21 protein-coding genes are annotated in these 22,113 nt (G+C 31.3%); 18 read left to right on the forward strand and 3 right to left on the reverse strand.

Features of this window, described 5'->3' with window-relative positions; translation table 11 throughout:
• Positions 1–60: 60 nt before the first annotated feature.
• Positions 61–657: a DUF1836 domain-containing protein gene (locus BLV37_RS07825; RefSeq protein WP_091729663.1), complete on the reverse strand. Its 597-nt coding sequence runs from the start codon at positions 655–657 to the stop codon at positions 61–63.
• A 208-nt stretch (positions 658–865) separates the two neighbouring features.
• On the opposite strand from BLV37_RS07825, the gene BLV37_RS07830 reads away from it, so the two are divergent.
• Positions 866–1,702, forward strand: coding sequence for a DegV family protein (locus BLV37_RS07830; protein ID WP_091729666.1), 837 nt, complete (start codon positions 866–868; stop codon positions 1,700–1,702).
• Positions 1,703–1,736: 34 nt separating this feature from the next.
• Here BLV37_RS07830 and BLV37_RS07835 read toward each other — a convergent pair whose 3' ends face one another.
• Entirely contained in the window at positions 1,737–3,836 is a 2,100-nt protein-coding gene (locus BLV37_RS07835; RefSeq protein WP_208975230.1) for an ATP-dependent helicase, read from the reverse strand.
• Between the two features lie 176 nt (positions 3,837–4,012).
• Between BLV37_RS07835 and BLV37_RS07840 the strand changes: the two genes are divergently transcribed.
• The gene (locus BLV37_RS07840; RefSeq protein WP_091729669.1) at positions 4,013–4,855 is read left to right on the forward strand and encodes an alpha/beta hydrolase; all 843 of its coding nucleotides are present in this window, start codon (positions 4,013–4,015) and stop codon (positions 4,853–4,855) included.
• A gap of 150 nt (positions 4,856–5,005) precedes the next feature.
• The gene (locus BLV37_RS07845) at positions 5,006–5,776 is read left to right on the forward strand and encodes a helix-turn-helix domain-containing protein (RefSeq protein WP_091729671.1); all 771 of its coding nucleotides are present in this window, start codon (positions 5,006–5,008) and stop codon (positions 5,774–5,776) included.
• 39 nt (positions 5,777–5,815) lie between these two features.
• On the opposite strand, the gene BLV37_RS15440 is transcribed toward BLV37_RS07845, so the two are convergent.
• The gene (locus tag BLV37_RS15440) at positions 5,816–6,610 is read right to left on the reverse strand and encodes a methyl-accepting chemotaxis protein (protein WP_176967920.1); all 795 of its coding nucleotides are present in this window, start codon (positions 6,608–6,610) and stop codon (positions 5,816–5,818) included.
• Between the two features lie 144 nt (positions 6,611–6,754).
• Between BLV37_RS15440 and BLV37_RS07855 the strand changes: the two genes are divergently transcribed.
• The 15 genes from BLV37_RS07855 (at position 6,755) to BLV37_RS07925 (ending at position 22,091) form a co-directional block, all read left to right on the forward strand.
• Entirely contained in the window at positions 6,755–7,003 is a 249-nt protein-coding gene (locus BLV37_RS07855) for a hypothetical protein (protein ID WP_176967921.1), read from the forward strand.
• Positions 7,004–7,013: 10 nt separating this feature from the next.
• Positions 7,014–8,975, forward strand: a complete 1,962-nt coding sequence (locus tag BLV37_RS07860) for a hypothetical protein (RefSeq protein ID WP_091729678.1) — start codon at positions 7,014–7,016, stop codon at positions 8,973–8,975.
• The gene (locus tag BLV37_RS07865) at positions 8,968–9,438 is read left to right on the forward strand and encodes a PTS sugar transporter subunit IIA (RefSeq protein ID WP_176967922.1); all 471 of its coding nucleotides are present in this window, start codon (positions 8,968–8,970) and stop codon (positions 9,436–9,438) included. The genes BLV37_RS07860 and BLV37_RS07865 overlap by 8 nt, the downstream gene beginning before the upstream one ends.
• Before the next feature lie 104 nt (positions 9,439–9,542).
• Positions 9,543–9,941 carry a hypothetical protein gene (locus tag BLV37_RS07870; RefSeq protein WP_091729683.1) on the forward strand — a complete coding sequence of 133 codons (399 nt, stop codon included), beginning with the start codon at positions 9,543–9,545 and terminating at the stop codon, positions 9,939–9,941.
• A 194-nt stretch (positions 9,942–10,135) separates the two neighbouring features.
• Positions 10,136–10,576, forward strand: coding sequence for a MarR family winged helix-turn-helix transcriptional regulator (locus BLV37_RS07875; RefSeq protein WP_091729685.1), 441 nt, complete (start codon positions 10,136–10,138; stop codon positions 10,574–10,576).
• Between the two features lie 13 nt (positions 10,577–10,589).
• The gene (locus BLV37_RS07880; RefSeq protein WP_091729688.1) at positions 10,590–12,329 is read left to right on the forward strand and encodes an ABC transporter ATP-binding protein; all 1,740 of its coding nucleotides are present in this window, start codon (positions 10,590–10,592) and stop codon (positions 12,327–12,329) included.
• 19 nt (positions 12,330–12,348) lie between these two features.
• Positions 12,349–12,459 carry an RCKP-type rubredoxin-like domain-containing protein gene (locus tag BLV37_RS07885; protein WP_091729691.1) on the forward strand — a complete coding sequence of 37 codons (111 nt, stop codon included), beginning with the start codon at positions 12,349–12,351 and terminating at the stop codon, positions 12,457–12,459.
• A gap of 120 nt (positions 12,460–12,579) precedes the next feature.
• On the forward strand, positions 12,580–13,755 hold the full coding sequence (locus BLV37_RS07890; protein ID WP_091729694.1) for a sensor histidine kinase: 1,176 nt from the start codon (positions 12,580–12,582) through the stop codon (positions 13,753–13,755).
• The gene (locus BLV37_RS07895) at positions 13,748–14,395 is read left to right on the forward strand and encodes a response regulator transcription factor (protein WP_091729698.1); all 648 of its coding nucleotides are present in this window, start codon (positions 13,748–13,750) and stop codon (positions 14,393–14,395) included. Before BLV37_RS07890 ends, BLV37_RS07895 begins: the two co-directional genes overlap by 8 nt.
• 163 nt (positions 14,396–14,558) lie before the next feature.
• A complete protein-coding gene (locus BLV37_RS07900; protein ID WP_091729701.1) occupies positions 14,559–15,581 on the forward strand; it encodes a hypothetical protein in 1,023 nt (340 codons plus the stop codon).
• Positions 15,582–16,517 (forward strand): ABC transporter ATP-binding protein, encoded by a 936-nt coding sequence (locus BLV37_RS07905; protein WP_091729703.1) that lies wholly within the window; start codon positions 15,582–15,584, stop codon positions 16,515–16,517.
• A gap of 11 nt (positions 16,518–16,528) precedes the next feature.
• Complete coding sequence (locus BLV37_RS07910; RefSeq protein WP_091729706.1) at positions 16,529–17,908, forward strand: ABC transporter permease; 1,380 nt, start codon at positions 16,529–16,531, stop codon at positions 17,906–17,908.
• Positions 17,871–19,037 carry an ABC transporter permease gene (locus BLV37_RS07915; RefSeq protein WP_091729707.1) on the forward strand — a complete coding sequence of 389 codons (1,167 nt, stop codon included), beginning with the start codon at positions 17,871–17,873 and terminating at the stop codon, positions 19,035–19,037. Before BLV37_RS07910 ends, BLV37_RS07915 begins: the two co-directional genes overlap by 38 nt.
• 166 nt (positions 19,038–19,203) lie before the next feature.
• On the forward strand, positions 19,204–19,758 hold the full coding sequence (locus tag BLV37_RS07920) for a phosphatase PAP2 family protein (RefSeq protein ID WP_091729710.1): 555 nt from the start codon (positions 19,204–19,206) through the stop codon (positions 19,756–19,758).
• Between the two features lie 164 nt (positions 19,759–19,922).
• Positions 19,923–22,091 (forward strand): heavy metal translocating P-type ATPase, encoded by a 2,169-nt coding sequence (locus BLV37_RS07925; protein ID WP_091729713.1) that lies wholly within the window; start codon positions 19,923–19,925, stop codon positions 22,089–22,091.
• Positions 22,092–22,113 lie beyond the last annotated feature (22 nt).

Here is a 22,113-nt window from a genome sequence, read left to right on the forward strand (position 1 = left end):
TATTTTAAATCTGTATAGTCAACACAAATATAATAAGCCACAGAAGTGGCTTATTATATTTTATTTAGATTGTTTAAAATACGAATCTATTATCTTTTCTGCAAGTCTTTTTTGAGCATAGGCCTGGCTTATGAGTGTAAGAACTACTAATAAAAGCTCATGCTTAGAATATTCGTGTTTATTTTTTTCTGATAAATTATCTTTAATTCTTTTAAGTCTATTTTCAAAATCTTTATTAAAGGAATCCAACTCTTCAGTTTTTATCCCGATAAATGTTGAGTAGAGATGGTCTAAAGAAATATTTTCATGGCCATTAACCTCTAAATCCTTGAGTAAGGGCTTCAATAATGATTTAATATCATTTATTGATAATATTTGCTTTAAATTATATATTAGTATCAATAATATCATATGTTCCTTACTGTATTTTTTACTCTTAGGGGGTATAAGTACTTTATCCTTTGTATAATTATTTATCATAGTTTTAGTTAAAATAGGATCCTTTTCATCTCTTTTCAAATGACCAAGCTTTTCATCAAAAAAAGTTGTTATCTGATCCATATATAGGTCTATACAAGGGATATCTCTAATATCAATTTCATTACACTTTGATATTTCTTCAACAAGACTAAAAAGCTTATCTTCTTCTAATTTCATAAGATCACCTCTTCTATATTATAGCATAAAGAAAAACTTGTATAATAATAATTATTAATATAAAATATAAATAATTATTTTGGCGTTTTAATATAAATAGTGGTATAATAATATATAGTATTTAAAACCATATGCAAAAACTTTAAAGGCTTTGGGCCTTAAGTATAAACAGGATTAGTTAAAAAATGAAAACGAAAGGGGATAATGTATGAAATTTAAAGTTATTGCCGATAGCTGCTGTGATTTAAACCAAGAAATAAAAAATAAGATGGAAATAAAATTGGTACCCTTAACTATTCATATAGGAGATAGAATTTATACTGATGATGAAAATTTAGATGTAAAAGAATTGCTAAGTGTAATGAAATCTTCAGAAGCTGCTCCTCAAACAGCAAGTCCTTCACCAGGAGATTTTATGCGAGAATATGAAGAAGCTGAAAATATTTTTGTAGTTACACTATCATCTATGCTTAGTAGTACATATAGTCATGCAATGATGGCTAAGAAAATGGTGTTGGAAGAAGTAGGTAATAAGTTCATACATGTTTTTGATTCCCTTAGTGCATCAGTAGGAGAGACCCTAATTAGCATGAAAATACATGAGGTACTTAAGACAGAACAAGATCCGCCTAAAATAGTTGAAAAAGTAAATGAATATATTAAAAGCATGAAGACTTTTTTTGTTCTTGAGTCTTTGGAAAATTTAGTCAAGGCAGGTAGAATAAGCTCCTTAAAGGGGAAGATTGCTTCACTACTATCTATAAAACCTATTATGAGGGGAACCGAAAAAGGTGAGATAAACATGCTAGAAAGCGTGAGAGGTTCAAAGAAGGCCTTTAAGAGATTAGTTGAGGTAATAGGTGAGCAGGGAGAAAAGCTAGAGGATAAAATTCTAGGTATAGCTCATTGTAACTCCTTTGAAAAAGCACTTAAGTTTAAAGAAGAGGTTCAAAAAAGATATCAATTCAAGGATATTATTATAGTAGAAACAGCAGGTATAAGTACGGTTTACGCCAACGATGGGGGCCTGATTATAGCATTCTAGTAAGGGTGGACTTTGTCCACCCTTTAACTCTTACCTACACTATTTCTAGAAGGCCTTTTTCCAAACAGCTATGCAATGAAAGTCGTTTTTTACCTTCCTTGTGAAATTTTATAGTTATTGTATCATTAGTTATATTTATTATATTGCCCTTTCCAAATTTGGAATGACTTATTTCATTTCCAACAACAAGCTGTTTTTTCACCTGGATTTCCTTTAAGCTTAGCATTATCCATTCAAGCTCCTTAACAAATCTAGAGTTTTGGACTTCTTCATTATTCATGGTGCTTAATGTTATAATATCTAGAACGGTTTTAGCCCTTGTCATTCCAACGTAAAATAATCTTCTTTCTTCTTCTAATAGCTTATAGTTTCCTTCTTCAAAGGCTTCTATACTTGCTTGAGACGGGAAATCACCATCAACTAAATCTATCATATATATTTCCTCAAATTCTAGTCCCTTTGCAGAGTGTATAGTTGATAGATATACAGCATTTTTTCCTTTATTATATCTTGAATCTTCAATAGCCCTTTGCATATTATTAAGCTTTTCTAAAAACTCTTGAATAGTTTTAGTTTCTTTAGCGATTATTTTTATATTAGATATTATAGCTTTTATGCTTTCATATGAGTATCCTAAGCTCTTACAATTATCCCTTAGATAGTTTGCATATTCTAATTCTTTTTCAATGAAGCTTATTCCTTCATATGGGTTTTTTCTTGATAAGGATTTAAATTCTCTTTTCAAGCTACGTATTCTATCTAGTTGAAAATACTGAAAACCAGGGTACTCAAGCAATATATCAAATACAGAATGAGACATATTAGCTTTTAACACATAGCTAATAGAATCCTTTGAAATATATCTATTCATTTTATAATATATTTTTTCAAAGGCCAGACTATTTTTAGGCTCCAATGCTACCTCCAAAAAGGCTACTATATCCTTTAATACCCAATGATTAAAAAAGCTCATTTTAGAGTCTCTTACATAAAAGGGTATATTATGGCGAATAAGACCTTCTACCATACCTATTAAGGAGATATTATTTCTATATAAGATTGCAGAATTATAAAAACATTGTTTTTTCGATATATTTTCTATTATGTATTTATATTGTTGGTATTGGTCTTTTACCTTAACTATGGTTATTGGTCTATTATTAGAATTAGAAGTAATCAGATTTTTAATATATCTGCTAGTGTTTTTCTTAATAAATTCGTTACATATATATACAATATTTTTAGAAGAACGATAATTTTCTTCCATATAGAACATTTTAGTATTAGGATAAATACTTTTAAAATCTAATAGCTCCTCTGGAACAGCTCCTCTGAATCCATATATACTTTGGTCATCATCTGCAACTATAAATAAATTGTTCTTTGGACTGACAATAGCTTTAATTATTTCATTTTGTATCTTTGAAGTATCTTGTCCTTCATCAACCTGCACATACTCATATTTATCTCTGTACTTATTTAATAATTTAGAATTTGATTTAAGAATTTCATAAGAAAGTGTTAGCATATCATCAAAATCTATGTAATTATGTTCCTTTTTATAGCTTTCATAGAGATTATATATTTCACTAAAGTTGTTAAAGGAAGTGTTGTTAGCCTTAATAAAATCATCAATTTTCAACATCATATTTTTGATGTAGCTTATGTGACTAAGCAGTTCCTCTAGTTTATCTTCATTGAGAAAAGAATTATTTACAGTTCTATATATCTCTCTAAGTATGAGAGTCTTATTTGTAGATGAACTCTCACCTTCTATAAGTCTATAGGATTTTTTAGCTATGCATGCATAATCTCTAATTATAGAATATGCAAAGCTATGTATAGTAGAAAAATTAGCTTTGCTTCCAATGCCTTGTCCAAATATAGATGAAAATCTATCCTTCATATCTCTTGCTGCTGCCTTACTAAAGGTAATAGACAATATATTTTCTGGGTTGATATTATGATTTAATATAAGATTTGCAGTACGAGAGATTAAAACGGTGGTCTTGCCCGCTCCAGGAACTGCTAATACTATTGCTGGACCATTTTTATGTAATACAGCTTGCTTTTGCTGTTTATTTAAATCAATACTATATTTCATCTTTAGCAAATCAAAAAAGCTACTACTCAAGTGGATACCCCTTTCAAATTATACTACTAGTATATTTTATCATATATTATTGTTCATTAGGGCTTAATAATTTAGTATCAGAAACTAAAAAAAGTTTAATATTTTTGGATTATTTAGAAAAATATAAATAAAATATAGTATAATAATCGTATATAGATTGCGAGGGAGGATAAAAGGTGACTATCCATACAGAAGGATATATGAAATCATATGATAGTACTGAGCTTTACTATGTAAAAGACATGGTAGATAATCCTAAGGGTATAATAGTGATAGTTCATGGATTTGCAGAACACTTAGGAAGATACAATCATATAACTAAAAGACTAAACCAGGAAGGCTATGGAATTTACAGATTTGATAACAGAGGGCATGGAAGAACGAAAGGGGAAAAAGGCCATATTGAAAGCTTTGAAAGCTTCATTTTAGATACGGATTACATTGTAAACATGGCAAAGAGAGAAAATTCGAGAGTACCTATTTTTATGCTTGGTCATAGTATGGGAGGCTTTATTACAGCCTCATATGGCATAAGATATAAGGACAAGCTAAATGGTCAGATTTTTTCAGGTGCAGCTACTACTAGGGCCTCTGAGGTTAAAGGAATTAAGGGCTCTATCTTTAAGCTTTTAAATATAGCTGTGCCTAAATTTAGAATTAAAAATCCTATATCTAATACATTATGTAGCAATGAACGTGTTGTAGAGAATTATATAAGTGACCCCCTTAATCTAAAGGATGCTACTCTAAATTTTTATGTTGAATTTTTAGTTAATGGAGTTGACTGGCTGAACATGCATATGGAAACCTATAACTATCCATGTCTTATTTTACATGGTAGTGAAGATAAGATAGTATCTAAAGATGCATCTATAAATTTTTATAATAAAATACAATCCTTAGACAAAAATATAATCATATATGAAGACCTTTATCATGAAATAATGAATGAAAAGACAAAAGATAAAGTAATAGATGATATAATTCTTTGGTTAAAGGATAGAATTCCTACTAATTAACCATATGTAGAGTTTTCACAAATTACATTATTTATAGATTATCGACAAAAATTGACCAAATTTTTCTACATTATATGATAAACTTTTATAATAAATAGGAAGGCTTTTTATATAGTATATAAATCTAAGACTAGCTAGGAGTGATTAAGATTGAAAGAACTAAACATTTTAAGTCCTGGACAACGTCTAAAGGAAATAAGGAAGCTGCTAAGACTGAGACAAGATGAGTTAGCTGGAGATAGGTTTTCTAAGAATTATATATCTATGTTTGAAAATGGAAAAAGAACTATTAACGCTATTAATGCAGCATATTTGGCAAGTCAAATCAACGAGTTTGCTAAAATGAAAGGTAAGGATATTAACCTAAATGCTTCTTATTTATTAAAAAGCGAAAGGGATATGGCTAAGGAAAATTGTGAAAAATGGATAGATGAACTAGAGCTAAAGCCTAATATGAGCTTTAGGGATTATAATATCAATCTTTATAAAATAATACATATATCTTCAAAATATGGACTAGCTAGTTATAAGGCCAAGGCTTTACATTTAAAAGGGTTGTTATATTTGGAAAGTGGGAGATATGAATGTGCAATGACACAGTTTTTAGGTGCATTAGTTTATTATGGCAAAGAAAATGATTTTATGAATATAAGTGAAATATACAAAAGACTAGGAACCATAGCTTATAAAAACAAACAATTACAACAGGCCTTTGTATACTTTACTTTAGGACATACAATTGTTAAAATGAACAATAAAAATGATATCAAAAAAATAGACGAATTAAATTATCTTATTGCGTTGTGCTACTATGATATGGGGCAATACCCTATGGCAGAGAAAATATTAGAATTGTGTGAAGTTAGAAACAATAAATATTTAGACTTAAATGAAAAAATAAATAAGGCTCTTTTAGCTTAAATAAGTGTTAAAAAGAGAAAGCAATTTGCTTTCTCTTTTCTAATTAGAAGCTTCTCTAGTTAATTCATCCATAGCTGAGCTTACTAGCTTTGAGTGCTCTATTTGTGAATTAGATAAATTCTTAAGCTTATCAATCTCTATATTTATTTTATATATCTCTTCAGATAATTTTCCCAAGATTTCATTGATTTCTGAGGCAAATTGTTCACTATTTCCGGCTAACACTTGAACTTCCTTAGCGACTACAGCAAATCCTTTCCCATACTCTCCAGCTCTTGCAGCCTCTATATTTGCATTTAAGCCTAGTATTTTAGTTTGGTTAGCTATTTTGTTTACATATTGAACAACCTTATCACTTTCTTCTATATATTTTTTTGAAGTTTCAGTTGAATGAACTAGATTTTCACTTACAGAATGTACTTTGTTAATTGAATCATATATAGAATGAAGATTTTCTTGCACAGATGCTGAAGTGTGGTTAATGATTTCAATTTGCTTATTCATTTTTTCTAATGTACTCATATTTCCATCAACTAAGGTAGATACTAATAATGCGGCATGAGAATCAATTATTTTATATCTGCTTTCAAATTTCTCTATAAGAATATCAGCAACCCTTTGTGTACCAGTTGCTTCTATTATCATGTCTACAGGGACCTTTGAAATATCATCTATTGATACTGAATGTCTTATTCCTAGATTTTTCGCTAATACTATACCAGGAGCATTTGAATCTAAGTCTACAACCATAGTTATTTTTATACTGTCAACCCCAGCTAGGGATCGAATAAGATTTGCACCGCCTCTTCCTGCTCCAACTATTGCAATATTCAATTTAGCCTCCTCCTTAAAATCAATTATCATTGTTCACAATTCTACAAAAAAACATAAAATCCTTTTATAGATAAATTAAATAAATTTAAGATATAATTTTGTTCAATAATTATACTGGAAGGGGTATAATATTGACTTACCTTTATGATACTACCCATATCAACCATATATAAACGGGGTGAACAGATGCTTTATATAGGAATAATATTTATTCTCTTAGGCGTATATAATATTTTTAGTGATATATTTGATATAAAAATCTTTTTTAAAGAGGGAAAAATATCCAAAGATAAATGCTTTAAGCTTGATGAATACGATAATATAAAAATAGTAGTTGGCATTTTTGCAATTATTGTAGGGCTTCTTTCTTTAGCCAATTACTTTTACTATTAAGGGTGCAGCCATGGCTAAATATAGAATAAAAATAATATCCATATTTCTTATAGTAGCTTTTAGCTTTCTATGCTCATATAATGCAAATGCTACACAGCATAGGTCCAACAAGATTTTAATTATAGCTTTAGACCAGTTAGATCTATCAATGTGTGAAGATATAATGAGCCATAATCTATCTTTGGGACTTATGAGCATAAAAAACCCTGAGATATATAAAAGGGTTAATGCTGAAAGTCTTTTTATGACTATGTCAACTGGAAGAAGAGTTAAGCTTGATAAAGGCTCATATAGTGGAATAAAGGAAGGGGACAATAATTATATATTTATAGAGGACTATGAGAATATAGTCAAGGATTTAAATAAGAAAAATAAAAATCTTCCTATGGAGATTGATTTGCTAGGAGACTCATTAGCAAAAAACAATGTTAATACAGGAGTCCTAGGAGTAGGTTCTTCAGCTATGCTAATAGCTGACAGAGAGGGCATTATACAAAATGGATTTAAAGAAATAAAGTATGATGAAAAATGGCTTAAGAGTACTACAGAGGAGCTATTTAAAGCTGTAGACCTACTAGTTGTTTCATATAATATTCATGGACAGAAGGACAGAATAAATATTTTAAAGTCATACATAGAGGAATTTAACCATTTATATATCTTTGTCTTTCCCGAAAATATAAACGGTGACATTTTGTATAAGTTTAATACTACTCTTGTTCCATTAATATATAGTGACGGTAGAGGTGAAGGGGGAATACTAACAAGCAATACAACTAGAAGAGAAGGACTAATAACTAATTTAGATATTAGACCAACCATAGAGTACATTTACGGGATAAAGTCAAAGGGTGCTATAGGGAATAAAATAGGTGTAATTAAAGGAACTAATATTATTGAAGAAAATAAAAATAATCTGCTGGAATTTTTAAATTTAAACATTATTAAATATGCTTTCCATGGATATGTCATTGCTGCTCAGCTTTATGTTATATATAATTGTGCTTTGAGAGGAAGAAAAGATTATAAAAAATATAACATGATTATGATGAGTATACTTTTATGCATATTGTTATCTTTAATAGCAGGTATATTTAATATTCACAGGTACATAGTGATTTATCTAGGAACGATTATTTTTACCTCTATTTTTATTTCTAGATTCCTTATTAACAAAGGACTGATACCACTTTCAACCATATCAATAGGGACTAATATATTGATTTTAGTAGGAGCATTTTTCAATATGGATATAATCTATAATTCATTTATCGGCTATAATAATATTATTGCAGGAGGAAGGTTTTATGGCTTTAATAACGAAATTATGGGAGTACTATTAGCTACGTCTATTATTACAGTGTATAGACTTAAAAAAATAATTAGAAATTGGGCAGTATTATATTTTCTAATATCTATACTAGCTCTTTCAGGAAAATATGGAGCAAATGTAGGCGGTTATATAACCTCAATATTAGGATTTTTAATACTCATATATACTAATTTGTTCAATAAAAAGAAAGGTATGAAAAGCTTTATTGCATTATCAGCTCTAGGCATATCTGCTTTAGCATTAAACTTATACTTTGACATACATAATGGTACTGTTAGCCACGGAGGAGGCCTTATGCAAAGGATAAAAATCTTTGGAATATATGAGCTATATAATATGATTGCTATAAAGCTTAAACAGCTCCTTACTATTTCTATTTTACCTCCTTGGAATATAATTCTTTGTGGGCAGACGTACTTTATCAGAAGGTTTTTTAAGGACAACAGAGGATTTTTAAGGAGTATAGATAAAACTGGTATTGAATCTCCTGATAAATACGGTATAATATTTATAATATCCCTTATTGCTTTTGTAACTAATGATACTGGGATAGTGGCATTTACTTATATTAATACATACTTAATTGCATACATCTTAAATGCATATAGAGTAAAAAAATCCTTGGATGGTGATGATTGAATTGTTAAGTGATTTGATAAATGAGGACGTCATTGAACTAAATGTTAATGCTACAAACTGGGAAGAAGCAGTTAGAATAGGCGGAGAACTTTTAGAAAAGAACCATGCTGTAGAAAACAGATATGTAGATGCAATGGTTCATATGGTTAGGAAGCTAGGACCCTATATAGTAATATCTAAGGGGATAGCATTTCCACATGCAAGACCTGAAGAAGGCGTTTTAAAAACAGGGTTGAGCCTTATAACTCTGAAGGAAGGCATTGAATTCGGAGATAAGGACAATGACCCGATTAGATTGGTAATATCCTTTTGCTCCACAGATGCAGAAGGACATCTACAAGCCCTATCTGAATTAGTAGATTTTATAAGAGACGAGGCTGCAGTAGATAGTGTAATAAATGCAAGGAGCAAAAAAGAAATAATCCGAATAATTGAAAGACTATATAGCAGGGTAGAGTACTAGTATCCTGCTTTTTATTTTTATACTAATATAAGATATCCTGTAGCAAAAGAAAAACCTCCACATAATATAATATTGCAAAAGACATGAATAAGGAGGTTTTATATATGGATGATATGGACAGATTATATAGAGACTCAGACATGTATAATATGTATCCAGAGCTATATCATAGACTATATCCAAAGGTCCATGATTGTGTATGGAGATATATAAGAGAAAAAGGAGAGGACTGGGAGCCTTCTAAGAGAGAAATGGAAGATATGATTGATGAAATATACGAAAGAATGATGAAGGAATGTCCTGAGATAGATAATGATATGGACGAAAGAAGATATGGCATGAGTAATGATGTAGAAGGAATGCAAAGGCCTTTCTTTGGTAGACGAAGAATATTTAGAGATTTAATAGGTATTGTGCTGCTAGGAACTTTGCTGGGAAGGAGAAGAAGAAGAAGATATTATAATTACCCTGGATATGACTATGGCCCTGGATATTGGTATTAATAAGGATGGATCTTTCCATCCTTATTATATTTGAGCTATGCTGTAATTATCTAAATCTTTGATCTTATGACAAAAGCATTCAGCAAATCGGGCTAGGTCATTATCCAGTGTATATATTGACAGGGGATAATAAATGTTCTATACTATTTAGAGTATCAAAAATATCGTGGTACGATATATTAGGAGGAAAGAAATTGTCTTTAGAGAATCAAACTGAAGAAATAGTAAAAAATGTCCGTCTAATAAGCAGAATGATACATATGAAGCGTCATGAGATAGCTCAATGCCATAACTTGACTCTTGATCAGTTTCATACTCTTATTTATTTAAATAACATTGAAAGCCCACCTACTATAGGAGAAATGGCTACAGAAATAAGAAAGGCACAGAATACTATATCAGAAAGAGTATCTAGGCTTGAGGAAAAAGATTTAGTGGAAAGAATTAAGGATAAGCATGATAGGAGAATAAGTAGAGTAGCCCTAACAAAAAAAGGCACAGAACTAATAAGCTCTATAAACTATCAAGCTGGTAATGAGTTTGTTAGAAAAGCCTTAATAAATATTGATGAAAAAACAGTAGAAAACATGGTATATGGGTTAGAACAGCTTGCTAAAAGCTTGGACATAAAATAAAGGAGGATTCATTATGATTAAAAGATTTATTTCTTACTACAAGCCCCATCGTAAGCTTTTTTTATTAGATATGGCTTGTGCATTTTTAATTGCGGCACTAGATTTAGTATTTCCTATAGTTACAAGGGATGTAATCAACAATATAATTCCTGAAGGAAGAATTAGATCTCTTTTCATCATCACAGGTGTTTTAGTCTTATTATATATAGTTAGATATATTGCAAACTACATAGTGGATTATTATGGACATGTTGTAGGTACTAGGATGGAATTTGACATGAGAAAGGAAATATTTTCTCATATTCAATCCTTATCCTTTTCTTATTTTGATAATACAAAAACTGGACATATAATGTCTAGAATAGTCAATGACTTAAGAGAAATCACAGAGCTGGCTCATCATGGACCTGAGGATCTTTTTATTTCATTTGTTATGCTTATAGGCTCATTTGTAATCCTTCTTAGAGTAGAATGGAGACTTACACTAATAATTTTTGCATTTATTCCAATTATGATTTGGTTTGCCATATCTAAAAGAAATAAGCTGGAGCAGGCTTTTAGAGCTCAAAGAGTAAAGATAGCCAAGGTCAATGCACAGCTAGAGAATAGTATATCTGGCGTAAGAGTAGCTAAGTCCTTTACTAATGAAGAGTATGAAATAGAAAAGTTTGATGTAGGTAATAGTGAATTTAAAGAATCAAGAGAGCATGCCTTCAAAACCATGGCAGAGTTTACTGCAGGGATTCAATTTTTCTCAAACATATTAAATATATTAGTAATTAGCTTAGGTGGTTATTTTGCATATAAAGGGTATATAAATATGGGAGATTTATTTGCATATTTATTATATGTTACGTTTTTTCTTCAACCTATAAGAAGACTTGCCCAATTCATACAGCAATATCAAGATGGAATGACAGGCTTTGAAAGATTTGTTGAAATAATGAACATAGAACCAGATATAGCAGATAGCGAGAATGCAGTGGACTTAGAAAATGTAAAAGGCAAAATAGAGCTTAAAAATGTAACCTTTAGCTATGAGGATAATAAGAAAACTGTATTATCGGGACTTAATTATACTATTGATGCAGGAGAAACTCTTGCATTAGTTGGACCTTCAGGCGGCGGGAAGACTACATTATGTCATTTGATACCTAGATTTTATGAGCTGGATGAAGGCGAAATATTAATTGATGGTATTAGCATAAGAGATATTAAATTAAAATCCTTAAGAAAAAACATAGGCTTAGTCCAGCAGGATGTATTCCTTTTTACAGGAACTATTAAGGAAAATATCTTATATGGAAATCTGGATGCTACAGATGAAGAAGTAATAGAAGCTGCTAAAAATGCTAATATACATGATTTTATAATGACTTTACCTAATGGATATGAGACTTATATTGGGGAAAAGGGAGTAAAGCTTTCTGGTGGTCAAAAACAAAGACTTTCAATAGCTAGGGTATTTTTAAAAAATCCACCAATATTAATTCTTGATGAGGCTACCTCAGCACTAGACAATGAAACGGAAATAGCTATTCAAGAGTCCTTAGAAAGACTTTCAAAGGGTAGGACTACCTTAGTAATAGCCCATAGACTTTCGACTATAAGAAATGCTGATGAAATAGTAGTGCTTACTGATAAGGGCATAGAGGAGCAAGGAAGGCATGAGGAGCTTTTAGATAAGGAAGGCTTATATGCTAAGCTATACAAAGCACAGTTCAAAGGCTATATCCCTGATGGGGCAGCTTAAATACAGGAGGTGAACTTTAATGGCAGTATGGAAATGTTCAGTATGTGGAGAAACTAAAGAGGGCAGATGCAGACCAAAAGAATGTCCTAAATGTGGTGCTCCAAAAGAAAAATTTGAGAAGGACGAATAAGAGGATGGGCTTAACCCGTCTTCTTTTTTTATTCATTAAATAAAGGATTTATACTACAGCATAGCGAAATTCTTTTATAAATGTTGTGCTTTATAAAGAGGATTAAAGGAAGGAACGATTATGAAACGAGAAAAGCTTAAGCTTTATTATGTTTTTAAAATATTAGTATCATCAATTTTATTTTATGCATCGCTGAAGTTTGAGAATGTAGCTGGTAAAAGGCTTATTGTTTTAGCTTTTTCATTTATCATCTATATTTTAATAGGTGTCATAAGAGAATCAGTTATAAAAAAAGAAAGGCTATATTTATTTTCCTTCTTAATAGATGTTGGAGTAATATTTTTTTTGGAGAGCAATTCTAAATACTTAATTAATTATTTTTTGCATATATTTTATATTTTGATCCTGCTAGAGGCTTCATTACTCTTAAGGAGAAAACAAAGCTTTTTTGTAAGTATAATTACTCTAGGAGTATCATTGTCCAAGTACTTTATACTGATATATTACAAAAGAAGCTTAAGCAGTGTTTCAGAGATGATGTTTTTTGGGGTAATTAGCATATTTATAGTATCCATAATCTATTTTTCACAGTATTATAAAGAAGAAAAGGAAAAGAAGGATGTGCTTTATGCAGAGCTACTGTCAGCACATAAAAATCTAAAGGAGTATTCGGAAAAGGTTGAAAGGCTTGCTACCATTGAAGAGAGAAATAGAATAGCTAGAGATATTCACGATACATTAGGTCATGACATGACTGCTCTTTTAATGCAGCTAGAGCTTGCAAGTAGATTTATAGATAAAGATATTAATCAGGCAAAAAATATTCTTTTAGAGCTAAAGGATTCTACAAGAGAAAATCTAGTTAAAGTCAGAGAAATAGTCCAAACATTGAATCCTGATGAGGATATATGTAAAGGAATAAAATCCATAGAAGAGCTTGTAGAGGAATTTTGTAAAAAAACAGGAGTCAAGGCAAACTTAAATATTGAGGGAGATATGGTTAAAGCAAATCCATCTGTAAATATTACAATTTACAGAATAGTCCAGGAGTCTATGACAAATGCAGTTAGACATGGGAAGGCTAATGAAATAAATATTATAATAAGATATATGCCTAATAGAATAAGCTTTAGGATATATAATAATGGTTTAGTAGAGAAGGAAATTAAGGAAGGTTTTGGATTAAAGGCTATGAGAGAAAGAGTAGAGACCTTAGATGGAAGGATATACTTCTCAAATCATGAGATGTTTACAGTAGAAGGTTTTTTGCCATTGGAGGTGAAGGGAAATGATTAGAGTAATAATAGCAGATGATCAAAAGATACTTAGAGAGGGCTTAAAAACAATAATCAACATGGAAAAAGATATAGAGGTATGCTCGTTGGCAGAAAATGGACAAGAGGCCTATGATATGAGCTTAAAATATAAGCCAGATGTTGTTCTTATGGATATTAAAATGCCTCTTTTAAATGGTGTTGAGGCTACAAAAAAAATCAAAAGTAGAATTCCAACTATAAAAATAATCGTTCTTACAACCTTTAATGATGATGAGTATATATTTGATGCCCTGAAGTTTGGAGCATCAGGATACCTTTTAAAGGAGACGACTCCAGAAGGGATAATAGAGGCCATAAGAACAGTGCATCATGGTGGAGCACTTATTCAGCCAGATGTGGCTGTAAAGGTTTTAGATAAATTTTCTCAAATGGCTAAGGGTGACAAGGACATCCATATAGATGAAAGAGTTAAGCTTTTGACCCGTAGGGAGCTAGCCATATGTAGACTTGTAGGAGAAGGCAAAAGCAACAAAGAAATGTCGGAGGAGCTTTTTTTAAGTGAGGGGACTATTAAAAATCATATTACAAATATTTTAAACAAGTTAGAGCTAAGGGACAGAACTCAGCTTGCAGTATTTACTATTAAAAATAATATATAATTTGTATAAGGAAGGACGCTGTAGTCCTTCTTTTTAATATATTATGTGCAAAAAGTCATGTGTCATTTTTCTATTTAGTGAGGTTTGGTACATGATTTATATTATAATTATCCTTATAATATAAATAAAATAAGATATTTAATAGCTTTAGGAGGAATAGAATATGAAGAGAATCATGGCTGTTGTCATTAGCTTAATACTTTTGTTTTCCATTACAGGATGTAGCACTGATGCATTTAAGGCTTATCGAGAGGCTAGAGAAAAAACTAGTGGAATAACACAAGGGCATTTAATACAAGAAATAATAATAGAAAACAAGTATAATACAGAAGGATTAAGTGATGAAGATATTAAGGAGCTAAGCTATTTTAATCAAATCCAATCAAAAATGGACATTGTATTCAAAGAAGATAAAGGGAATACGAAAATTATATCAAGAAATTATTTTAATTTAGGGGGACTTGGGTTTGATTCTGCCTTTTATAAGGATAAAGAAAGAATGTACATTAAAACACCTATTCTAGGAAAGTATGTTGTACTAGATGAGTTTTTAGAAAATGGAGAAAAAACAGATATTTTTGGAGACAGGGACAATGAGGGGAACCATTTTGAAGAACAAATAATCTCTAAAATAGGCGAAATATGGGTAGGAGTACTTAAAGAAAAAGATGTAGTTTCAGGGAAGAAAACCTTGCTTTCTACTGAGGATGGGGAGGTTAAAGCTACAGAGTTTTCCATAGACCCTTCTGAGGAGCAGATTAAAGAATTAATGAAAGAAGTTGCTACATTATTATCTGCTAACGAGGAGTTTAAGCAAATGATAGCTTTAGTCTATGGAAATAATAAGGAAGAAAAAATAGAGACAGAGAGCATATTCCAAGATTTTATTAATAAAATAGATGATATAAATGTATCTGGATTTAAATATACAGGCTATATTGATATAGACGGATATATAACTCAAGAAGAAATCAGTTTAATAATCAGTAATGAAAAAGCTAAGTCTAAAGAAATTAAGGAAAGCAATATAAGTATTAAAATAAAGAACCTAAGTATTGAGAGAGAACAAGCCTTTGATTTTCCTGATCTAAATGAAAATAACACCCTGGATATTGAATATTTAAAAGGGGGTATGCCTTTCATGCTAGAAGGATTTTTCAATAAAACCGAAGGAGGGGCAAAATAAATGGCATTATTAGAGATTACTAACATTAGTAAGAAGTATAAGGAAATAAAGGCAGTAGATGAAATAAGTTTTGAAATAAAGGCAGGAGAAGTCTTTGGATTATTAGGGCCTAATGGAGCTGGTAAGTCTACTACCATATCTATGATATCAACTTTAATAAAACCAGATAATGGAGATATAGTCTATAATGGAGAGAGTATAATCAAAAAACCTAAGGCGATTCAGAACAAGCTAGGTGTAGTAACACAGGAAATAGCACTTTATCCAACATTGACAGGATATGATAATTTAAAATTTTGGGGTCGTGCATATGGCTTAAAAGGGAAATTACTAAAGGAAAGAATAGAAGAAGTAGCAGATATAATAGGACTTAAAGATAGACTAAGGGACCGAGTAGATAAGTATTCAGGAGGAATGAAGAGGAGAATAAATATAGGAGCAGCACTTCTTCACAAGCCTGAAATACTTATAATGGATGAACCAACTGTAGGAATAGATCCACAATCAAGAAATCACATATTAGATACAGTATTACAATTAAATAAAGAAGGTATGACTATAATATATACTAGTCACTACATGGAAGAGGTAGAGTATTTATGTACTAGAGTTAGTATTATGGACAAAGGTAAAATCATAGCTACAGGGAATAAGGATGAGCTAGTAAATATAATAAAGGGCAAGAAAAAAACAAAAATAGTATTTGATAACTTAAACGAAGAGCTATTAGGAAGACTTAAAGGCATTGACTATATAGTCAATGTAGAGGTTATGGATAATGAAGTAACATTAACTACAGAAAATGGGAAGGACATATTTGTGGATATTATTTCAAAAGTATCTAGTGCTAACTCTAATATACTTTCAGTAGATATCCAAAAACCTAATCTAGAATCCGTGTTTCTGCATCTTACTGGTAGAGCTTTGAGAGATTAAGGGGTGAGTATATGGACATCATTTTTATTATATTAAAGGATTTAAAAATATTGCTATCAGATAAAAAAGCAACTGCAATATTAATTCTCATGCCTATAGTACTCATATCCATACTAGGTTCAGCTTTAAAAAGCTCTTTTTTAACAGACATAGAAAAGCCGATAATAAAGGTGGCAGTTGTATTAGAGTATGACCAAAGTAAGGAAACAGAAGAGTTTATAAATTTTTTTAGCAGGAATGGTTTTGTGAAGGACTCAGAAGATGCAGGATTAAATGAAATGACTAAAGTATTACAGAATTTAAACCTAGAAAGTATGCTGATAGAGGATTTTCTAGAGAATGAAGAAGTTAAAAAAATAATAAGCTATGAAATAACTCATAGGGAAAGGGCGAAGGAGCTTCTTCAAAATGGAAAGGTATCTGGAATAATAATCATGCCTGAAAACTTTGTATATGATATGTATATAAACTTTCTTACGCCCTTTAGAAACACAGTAAATATTCAAGTATTAGGACATCCAGATAGATATATATCTAGTCAAATAATAGAAGGAATAATGAGAGGATTTGCAGATGGCTTATCTGCAACAATAATAGGAAAAAATGTATTTATAGAAGCAGGGTTAGAGGAGGGAGTAGGCTTTGAAGTCTATGACCATATGGAAGCTATAATAAGCAATATAGCTGAGGCTATGGAAAGCTCAAGGATTAAAATAAATCACATAACTGCCAATGAAAAAAAACCTATTTCAGGGACTCAATATTATGCTTCTGCAATGATTGGAATGTTTGTGTTATTTTGTGCTTCCATGGGAGGGAAGCTTTTGCTTAAAGAAAAAAAAGATGTTACATATCAAAGAACAATTATAGCAGGGATAGAAAAATGGAGAATATTAAGTGGAAAGTTCTTTACTATTTTTTTATTAGGACTTGTACAGGTAGCTATAATAATACTAGTAACTAGCTTAGTTTACAAAGTTAGATGGGGAAATATTTTATATGTGGTACTAATATCATTATGCACAGTCTTCTCTGTAGCAGGAATAGGCATACTTATATCTGCATTAACTCTTAAAAATGATAACTATATGGCTGCCAATGTGTTTGAAAGTGTATTTATTAATGGGATGGCACTTCTTGGGGGGAGCTTTATGCCCATAGATGCTTTTCCTGAACCAATGAAGGTATTAAGTAATTTTACCGTTACAGGATTAACTATAAAATCATATCAAAGAGTAATGATGGATTATGGAATAGAAAAGATAGCCCCTGGGCTATTAGGACTAATCCTGATGGGAATAGTATTTATATTATTGGCTGTTTTAGTGATTAAGGGTAAAAAGGAGGAAGCATATGCTGAACATAATAAGGCTCAGATTGCTGAAATTTAAAGACGAATATCTTGTCCTAGTAATGATGACCGCAATGGCTCTTATTTTTACCTATCTTATGGGAGCAGCTCAAAATAGTGACTATACATCTATAGTAGCCATAATAGATAAGGACAATACAGAATATTCAGCAAGGATTATAGACGAATTAAAGCTAGATAACACATTTATATTTAGTGAGGATAGCTACCAGGATTCTACAATAAAAGTAGAGGAAGGCAAAATATTAGCAGCTGTAGTATTAGAAGAGGGCTTTGAAAATAAAGTTAAGAACTCAGAAAGCTCTGCAATTACAATAATGAGGATTAAAGAGGATAGAGATATATATACACTAGAAAGCCTGCTCTCAAGCATAGTAGGAAGAACTATAGTAAATTATAAAATAGCTCAGCTTACAGGAGATTATCTCCAATCAAACTTAAATATAGACAAAAATACTGCTTCTGATAATGCATATAGAAAAGTAGTAGAAGCCTGGAGATATAAAAAGCCTGTAACAGTTATGACAGAGACCTTAGATTCAACTAATAAATACGACAATATGAAGCATATGACCCTAGGCTTTGCTTTGTTCTTCTCCATGTATACTATAGCGTTTGGAGTAGGGGAGATATTAACCGAAAGAGAAAACAACACATGGCAAAGACTTTTAATATCTCCTGCTTCAAAATTTACTATATTAGGAGGCAAATTTGTTACCGCATACTTAATAGGTGTATTTCAAATAGGACTGCTCCTGATAGGTGGTAAATATTTGTTTAAAATGGATTTTGGGGATAGCTTTTTAGGCATTATGGTTGTGGGATTGGCATTTGTATTTACTACTACTTCCTTAGGATTATTTTTAGCAGGATTAGTAAAGACACATTCACAGCTTTCAGCATTATTACCTGTTGTTTTGACTAGTACATCCATGCTGGGAGGTTGTATGTGGCCATTAGACATTGTAAACTCAAAGATTTTACTTGGGATAGCAAACTTTATGCCTCAAAAATGGGCACTTGAGGGCATGGAGAAAATCGCCATGTATGGGAGCGGATTTAATGCTGCAATAATGCCAACCTTTGTATTAGTAGTTATGGGGTTAATATTCTTTATTCTTGGTGTAAAGCTAGTTAGATTTGAATAGCTGTATTTAAATATGAAGTATTACTAAATTCTATTTCGTCTTAATAAAAAAATAATTGAAGGAATATTTATATTTTTCTGCAAAAATCAAAAAAGTATTTTACAAAATGTCTAATGCTGACTATAATAGTATTTAATGATTTAATAATATAGAAGGAAGATGCCAAATGAAGCATTTAAAAAGATTTCTTATCTTTGGTGACAATAGAATTTTTCATGTATTTAATACAAAAATAAGCTGCAAAATACTAGACTTTATCATGCCTCGAATAACTGAATTAGGAGGATTAATTTTTTCTGGTATCATGCCTCTTGTGTTAATAGTGCTTAATATAGGGAAATCTAGACCCTTAGGCTTTGAGCTACTAGCCTCTCTATCCTTTAGTCAGGTTTTCGTTCAAATACTTAAGAGAACCATGTCTAGAGAAAGACCTTACAATATATTAGAAAATATTAAGACCTTTGATATAGTATTAAAGGATTACTCTTTCCCATCAGGGCATACAACGGCAAGCTTTTCAATGGCTACAATATTTTCTTTTTATTTACCGCAGTTTATGTTTATTTTCATAGCATTAGCAACCCTAGTAGGAATTTCTAGAATTTACTTAGCCGTTCATTATCCTTCGGATGTAATAGTAGGTGTTATACTAGGTGTATCATCAGCCTTTGTAACACATTCATATATAGTTAATAATATGTTTAAGGCCAGTATAATATAAGGAGCATTTATCAATGCTTCTTTTTTATTAAGTTTTTTTCATAATCTATTTGCCTAATTGACAATTATATTTAGAAATAGTATACTTTAACTGAGTGAACATATGAACAACTATTCATATGTATTCGGACTAATAATAAATTTCATAATAAGGGGGCTAGGAGCATGATTAAGAAAGATATCATTTTAGATGGTTTAAACTGTGCAAGCTGTGCTGCAAAGATTGAAAACAAGGTAAATACTATGAAGGAGATTAAGAGTGCAAGCTTTAGCTTTGCAACTAAGGTACTATCTATAGAATATGAAGATAGTCTAGGATTTGAAGCTATATTAGATAAGATAAAAAAAATAGTGAATACATTAGAGCCAGATGTTATTGTAAAAACAAAGAATTACTATGAAGAGCTTGGAAGGCATAATCATCCTATTAAGGATGAGTGCTGTTCAGGTCATGACCATTCACATGGACATAGCCATGGAGAAGGAAGTCACAGTTTATTAAACAAAAAAAATGTGAGGATAGCCCTAGGGGCATTATTGTTTTTAGGAGGAGTTATTTTAAAACAAAATCAGTATATTCAGCTGCCTTTGTATATATTTAGCTATTTTTTAATAGGCGGAGATGTTTTGCTTAGAGCAGCTAGGAATATAATGAGGGGTCAAGTATTTGATGAAAACTTTTTAATGGCTATTGCAACTATAGGAGCTTTTGCTATAAAAGAATATCCTGAAGGAGTAGCAGTAATGCTGTTTTACCAAATAGGTGAGCTTTTCCAAGATATTGCTGTGGAGCGTTCAAGAAAATCTATCAAATCACTATTAAATATTAGACCTGATTATGCAAATTTAAAGACAGAAGAAGGCTTAGTTGTGACAAAGCCAGAGCTGATTAAAGTAGGAAACACTATAGTGGTGAAGCCTGGAGAGAGAGTACCTCTAGATGGAATAATTCTAGAAGGGGAATCCATGGTAGAAACCTCAGCTCTTACAGGCGAATCTGTTCCCAGAAGAGTGAAGGCTGGGGATACAATATTAAGTGGATTTGTAAATACAAACGGACTTTTAAATATAGAAGTAAAAAAAGAGTTTGGTGAATCTACAGTATCTAGAATTTTAGATTTAGTTCAAAATGCAAGCAACAAAAAAGCTCCTACAGAAAACTTTATTACAAAGTTTGCAAGGTTTTATACTCCACTAGTAGTTATTGGAGCAGCATTAGTAGCTATAATTCCTCCAATAGTTACAGGTGAAGCTTTTGCAGATTGGCTATATCGTGCATTAATATTTTTAGTAATATCCTGTCCATGTGCATTAGTTATTTCTATTCCACTAGGATTTTTCGGTGGAATAGGTGGTGCATCTAAGTCAGGGATATTAGTAAAAGGAGGCAATTACCTAGAGGCATTAAATGGAGTAGATACAGTTGTATTTGATAAGACTGGTACCCTTACTCAAGGAGTATTTAAGGTAAGAGAAATAAATGTAGCAGAAGGCTTTACTAGGAGTGAGGTTTTAAGGCTGGCAGCAATGGCAGAGATACACTCAAATCATCCAATTGCTAAGTCTATTATAGAAGAGTATAATGGTGAAGTTGATGAAGGCTTAATTAACAGCTATGAGGAAATCTCAGGTCATGGTATAAAAGCTAATATAGAAGGCAAGGAAGTGTTGGCAGGAAACATTAAATTGCTTCATAGAGAAGGAGTAGCAGCTTCCCAATTGGATAGTTCAGGAACCATAGTATATATTAGCATAGATAAGAAGTTTGCAGGAAGCATAACTATTTCCGATATAATAAAGGAAGATTCAGCAAAAGCTATTAAAGCACTAAAAAAACAAGGAATTAAAAAGCTTATTATGCTAACGGGAGATTTAGACAATGTAGCTAAACAGGTTTCAGAGGAGCTTCGTCTTGACGAATACTATTCAGAGCTATTACCTGAGGACAAGGTCAATGTACTTGAAAGAATAAAAGAAACAAAATCAGAAAAAGGCAAGCTAGTATTTGTAGGTGATGGAATAAATGATGCTCCAGTTTTAGCAATGGCAGATATAGGGGTTGCTATGGGGGGACTAGGCTCAGATGCTGCTATAGAAGCAGCAGATGTGGTACTGATGACTGATGAGCCTTCAAAGCTATCAGAGGCAATATCCATAGCCAGAAAAACAAAAAAAATAGTTCTTCAAAATATTATTTTAGCTTTAGGAGTCAAAGGTATAGTCCTAATTTTAGGTGCCTTTGGAGTAGCTACCATGTGGGAAGCTGTATTTGCAGATGTAGGAGTAGCATTATTAGCAGTTTTGAATTCAATGAGGGTATTAAAAACTAAATAACCTGCACTTTATAGAGACGGTT

Origin of the sequence: Proteiniborus ethanoligenes (assembly GCF_900107485.1) — a bacterium.
GTDB lineage: Bacteria > Bacillota > Clostridia > Tissierellales > Proteiniboraceae > Proteiniborus > Proteiniborus ethanoligenes.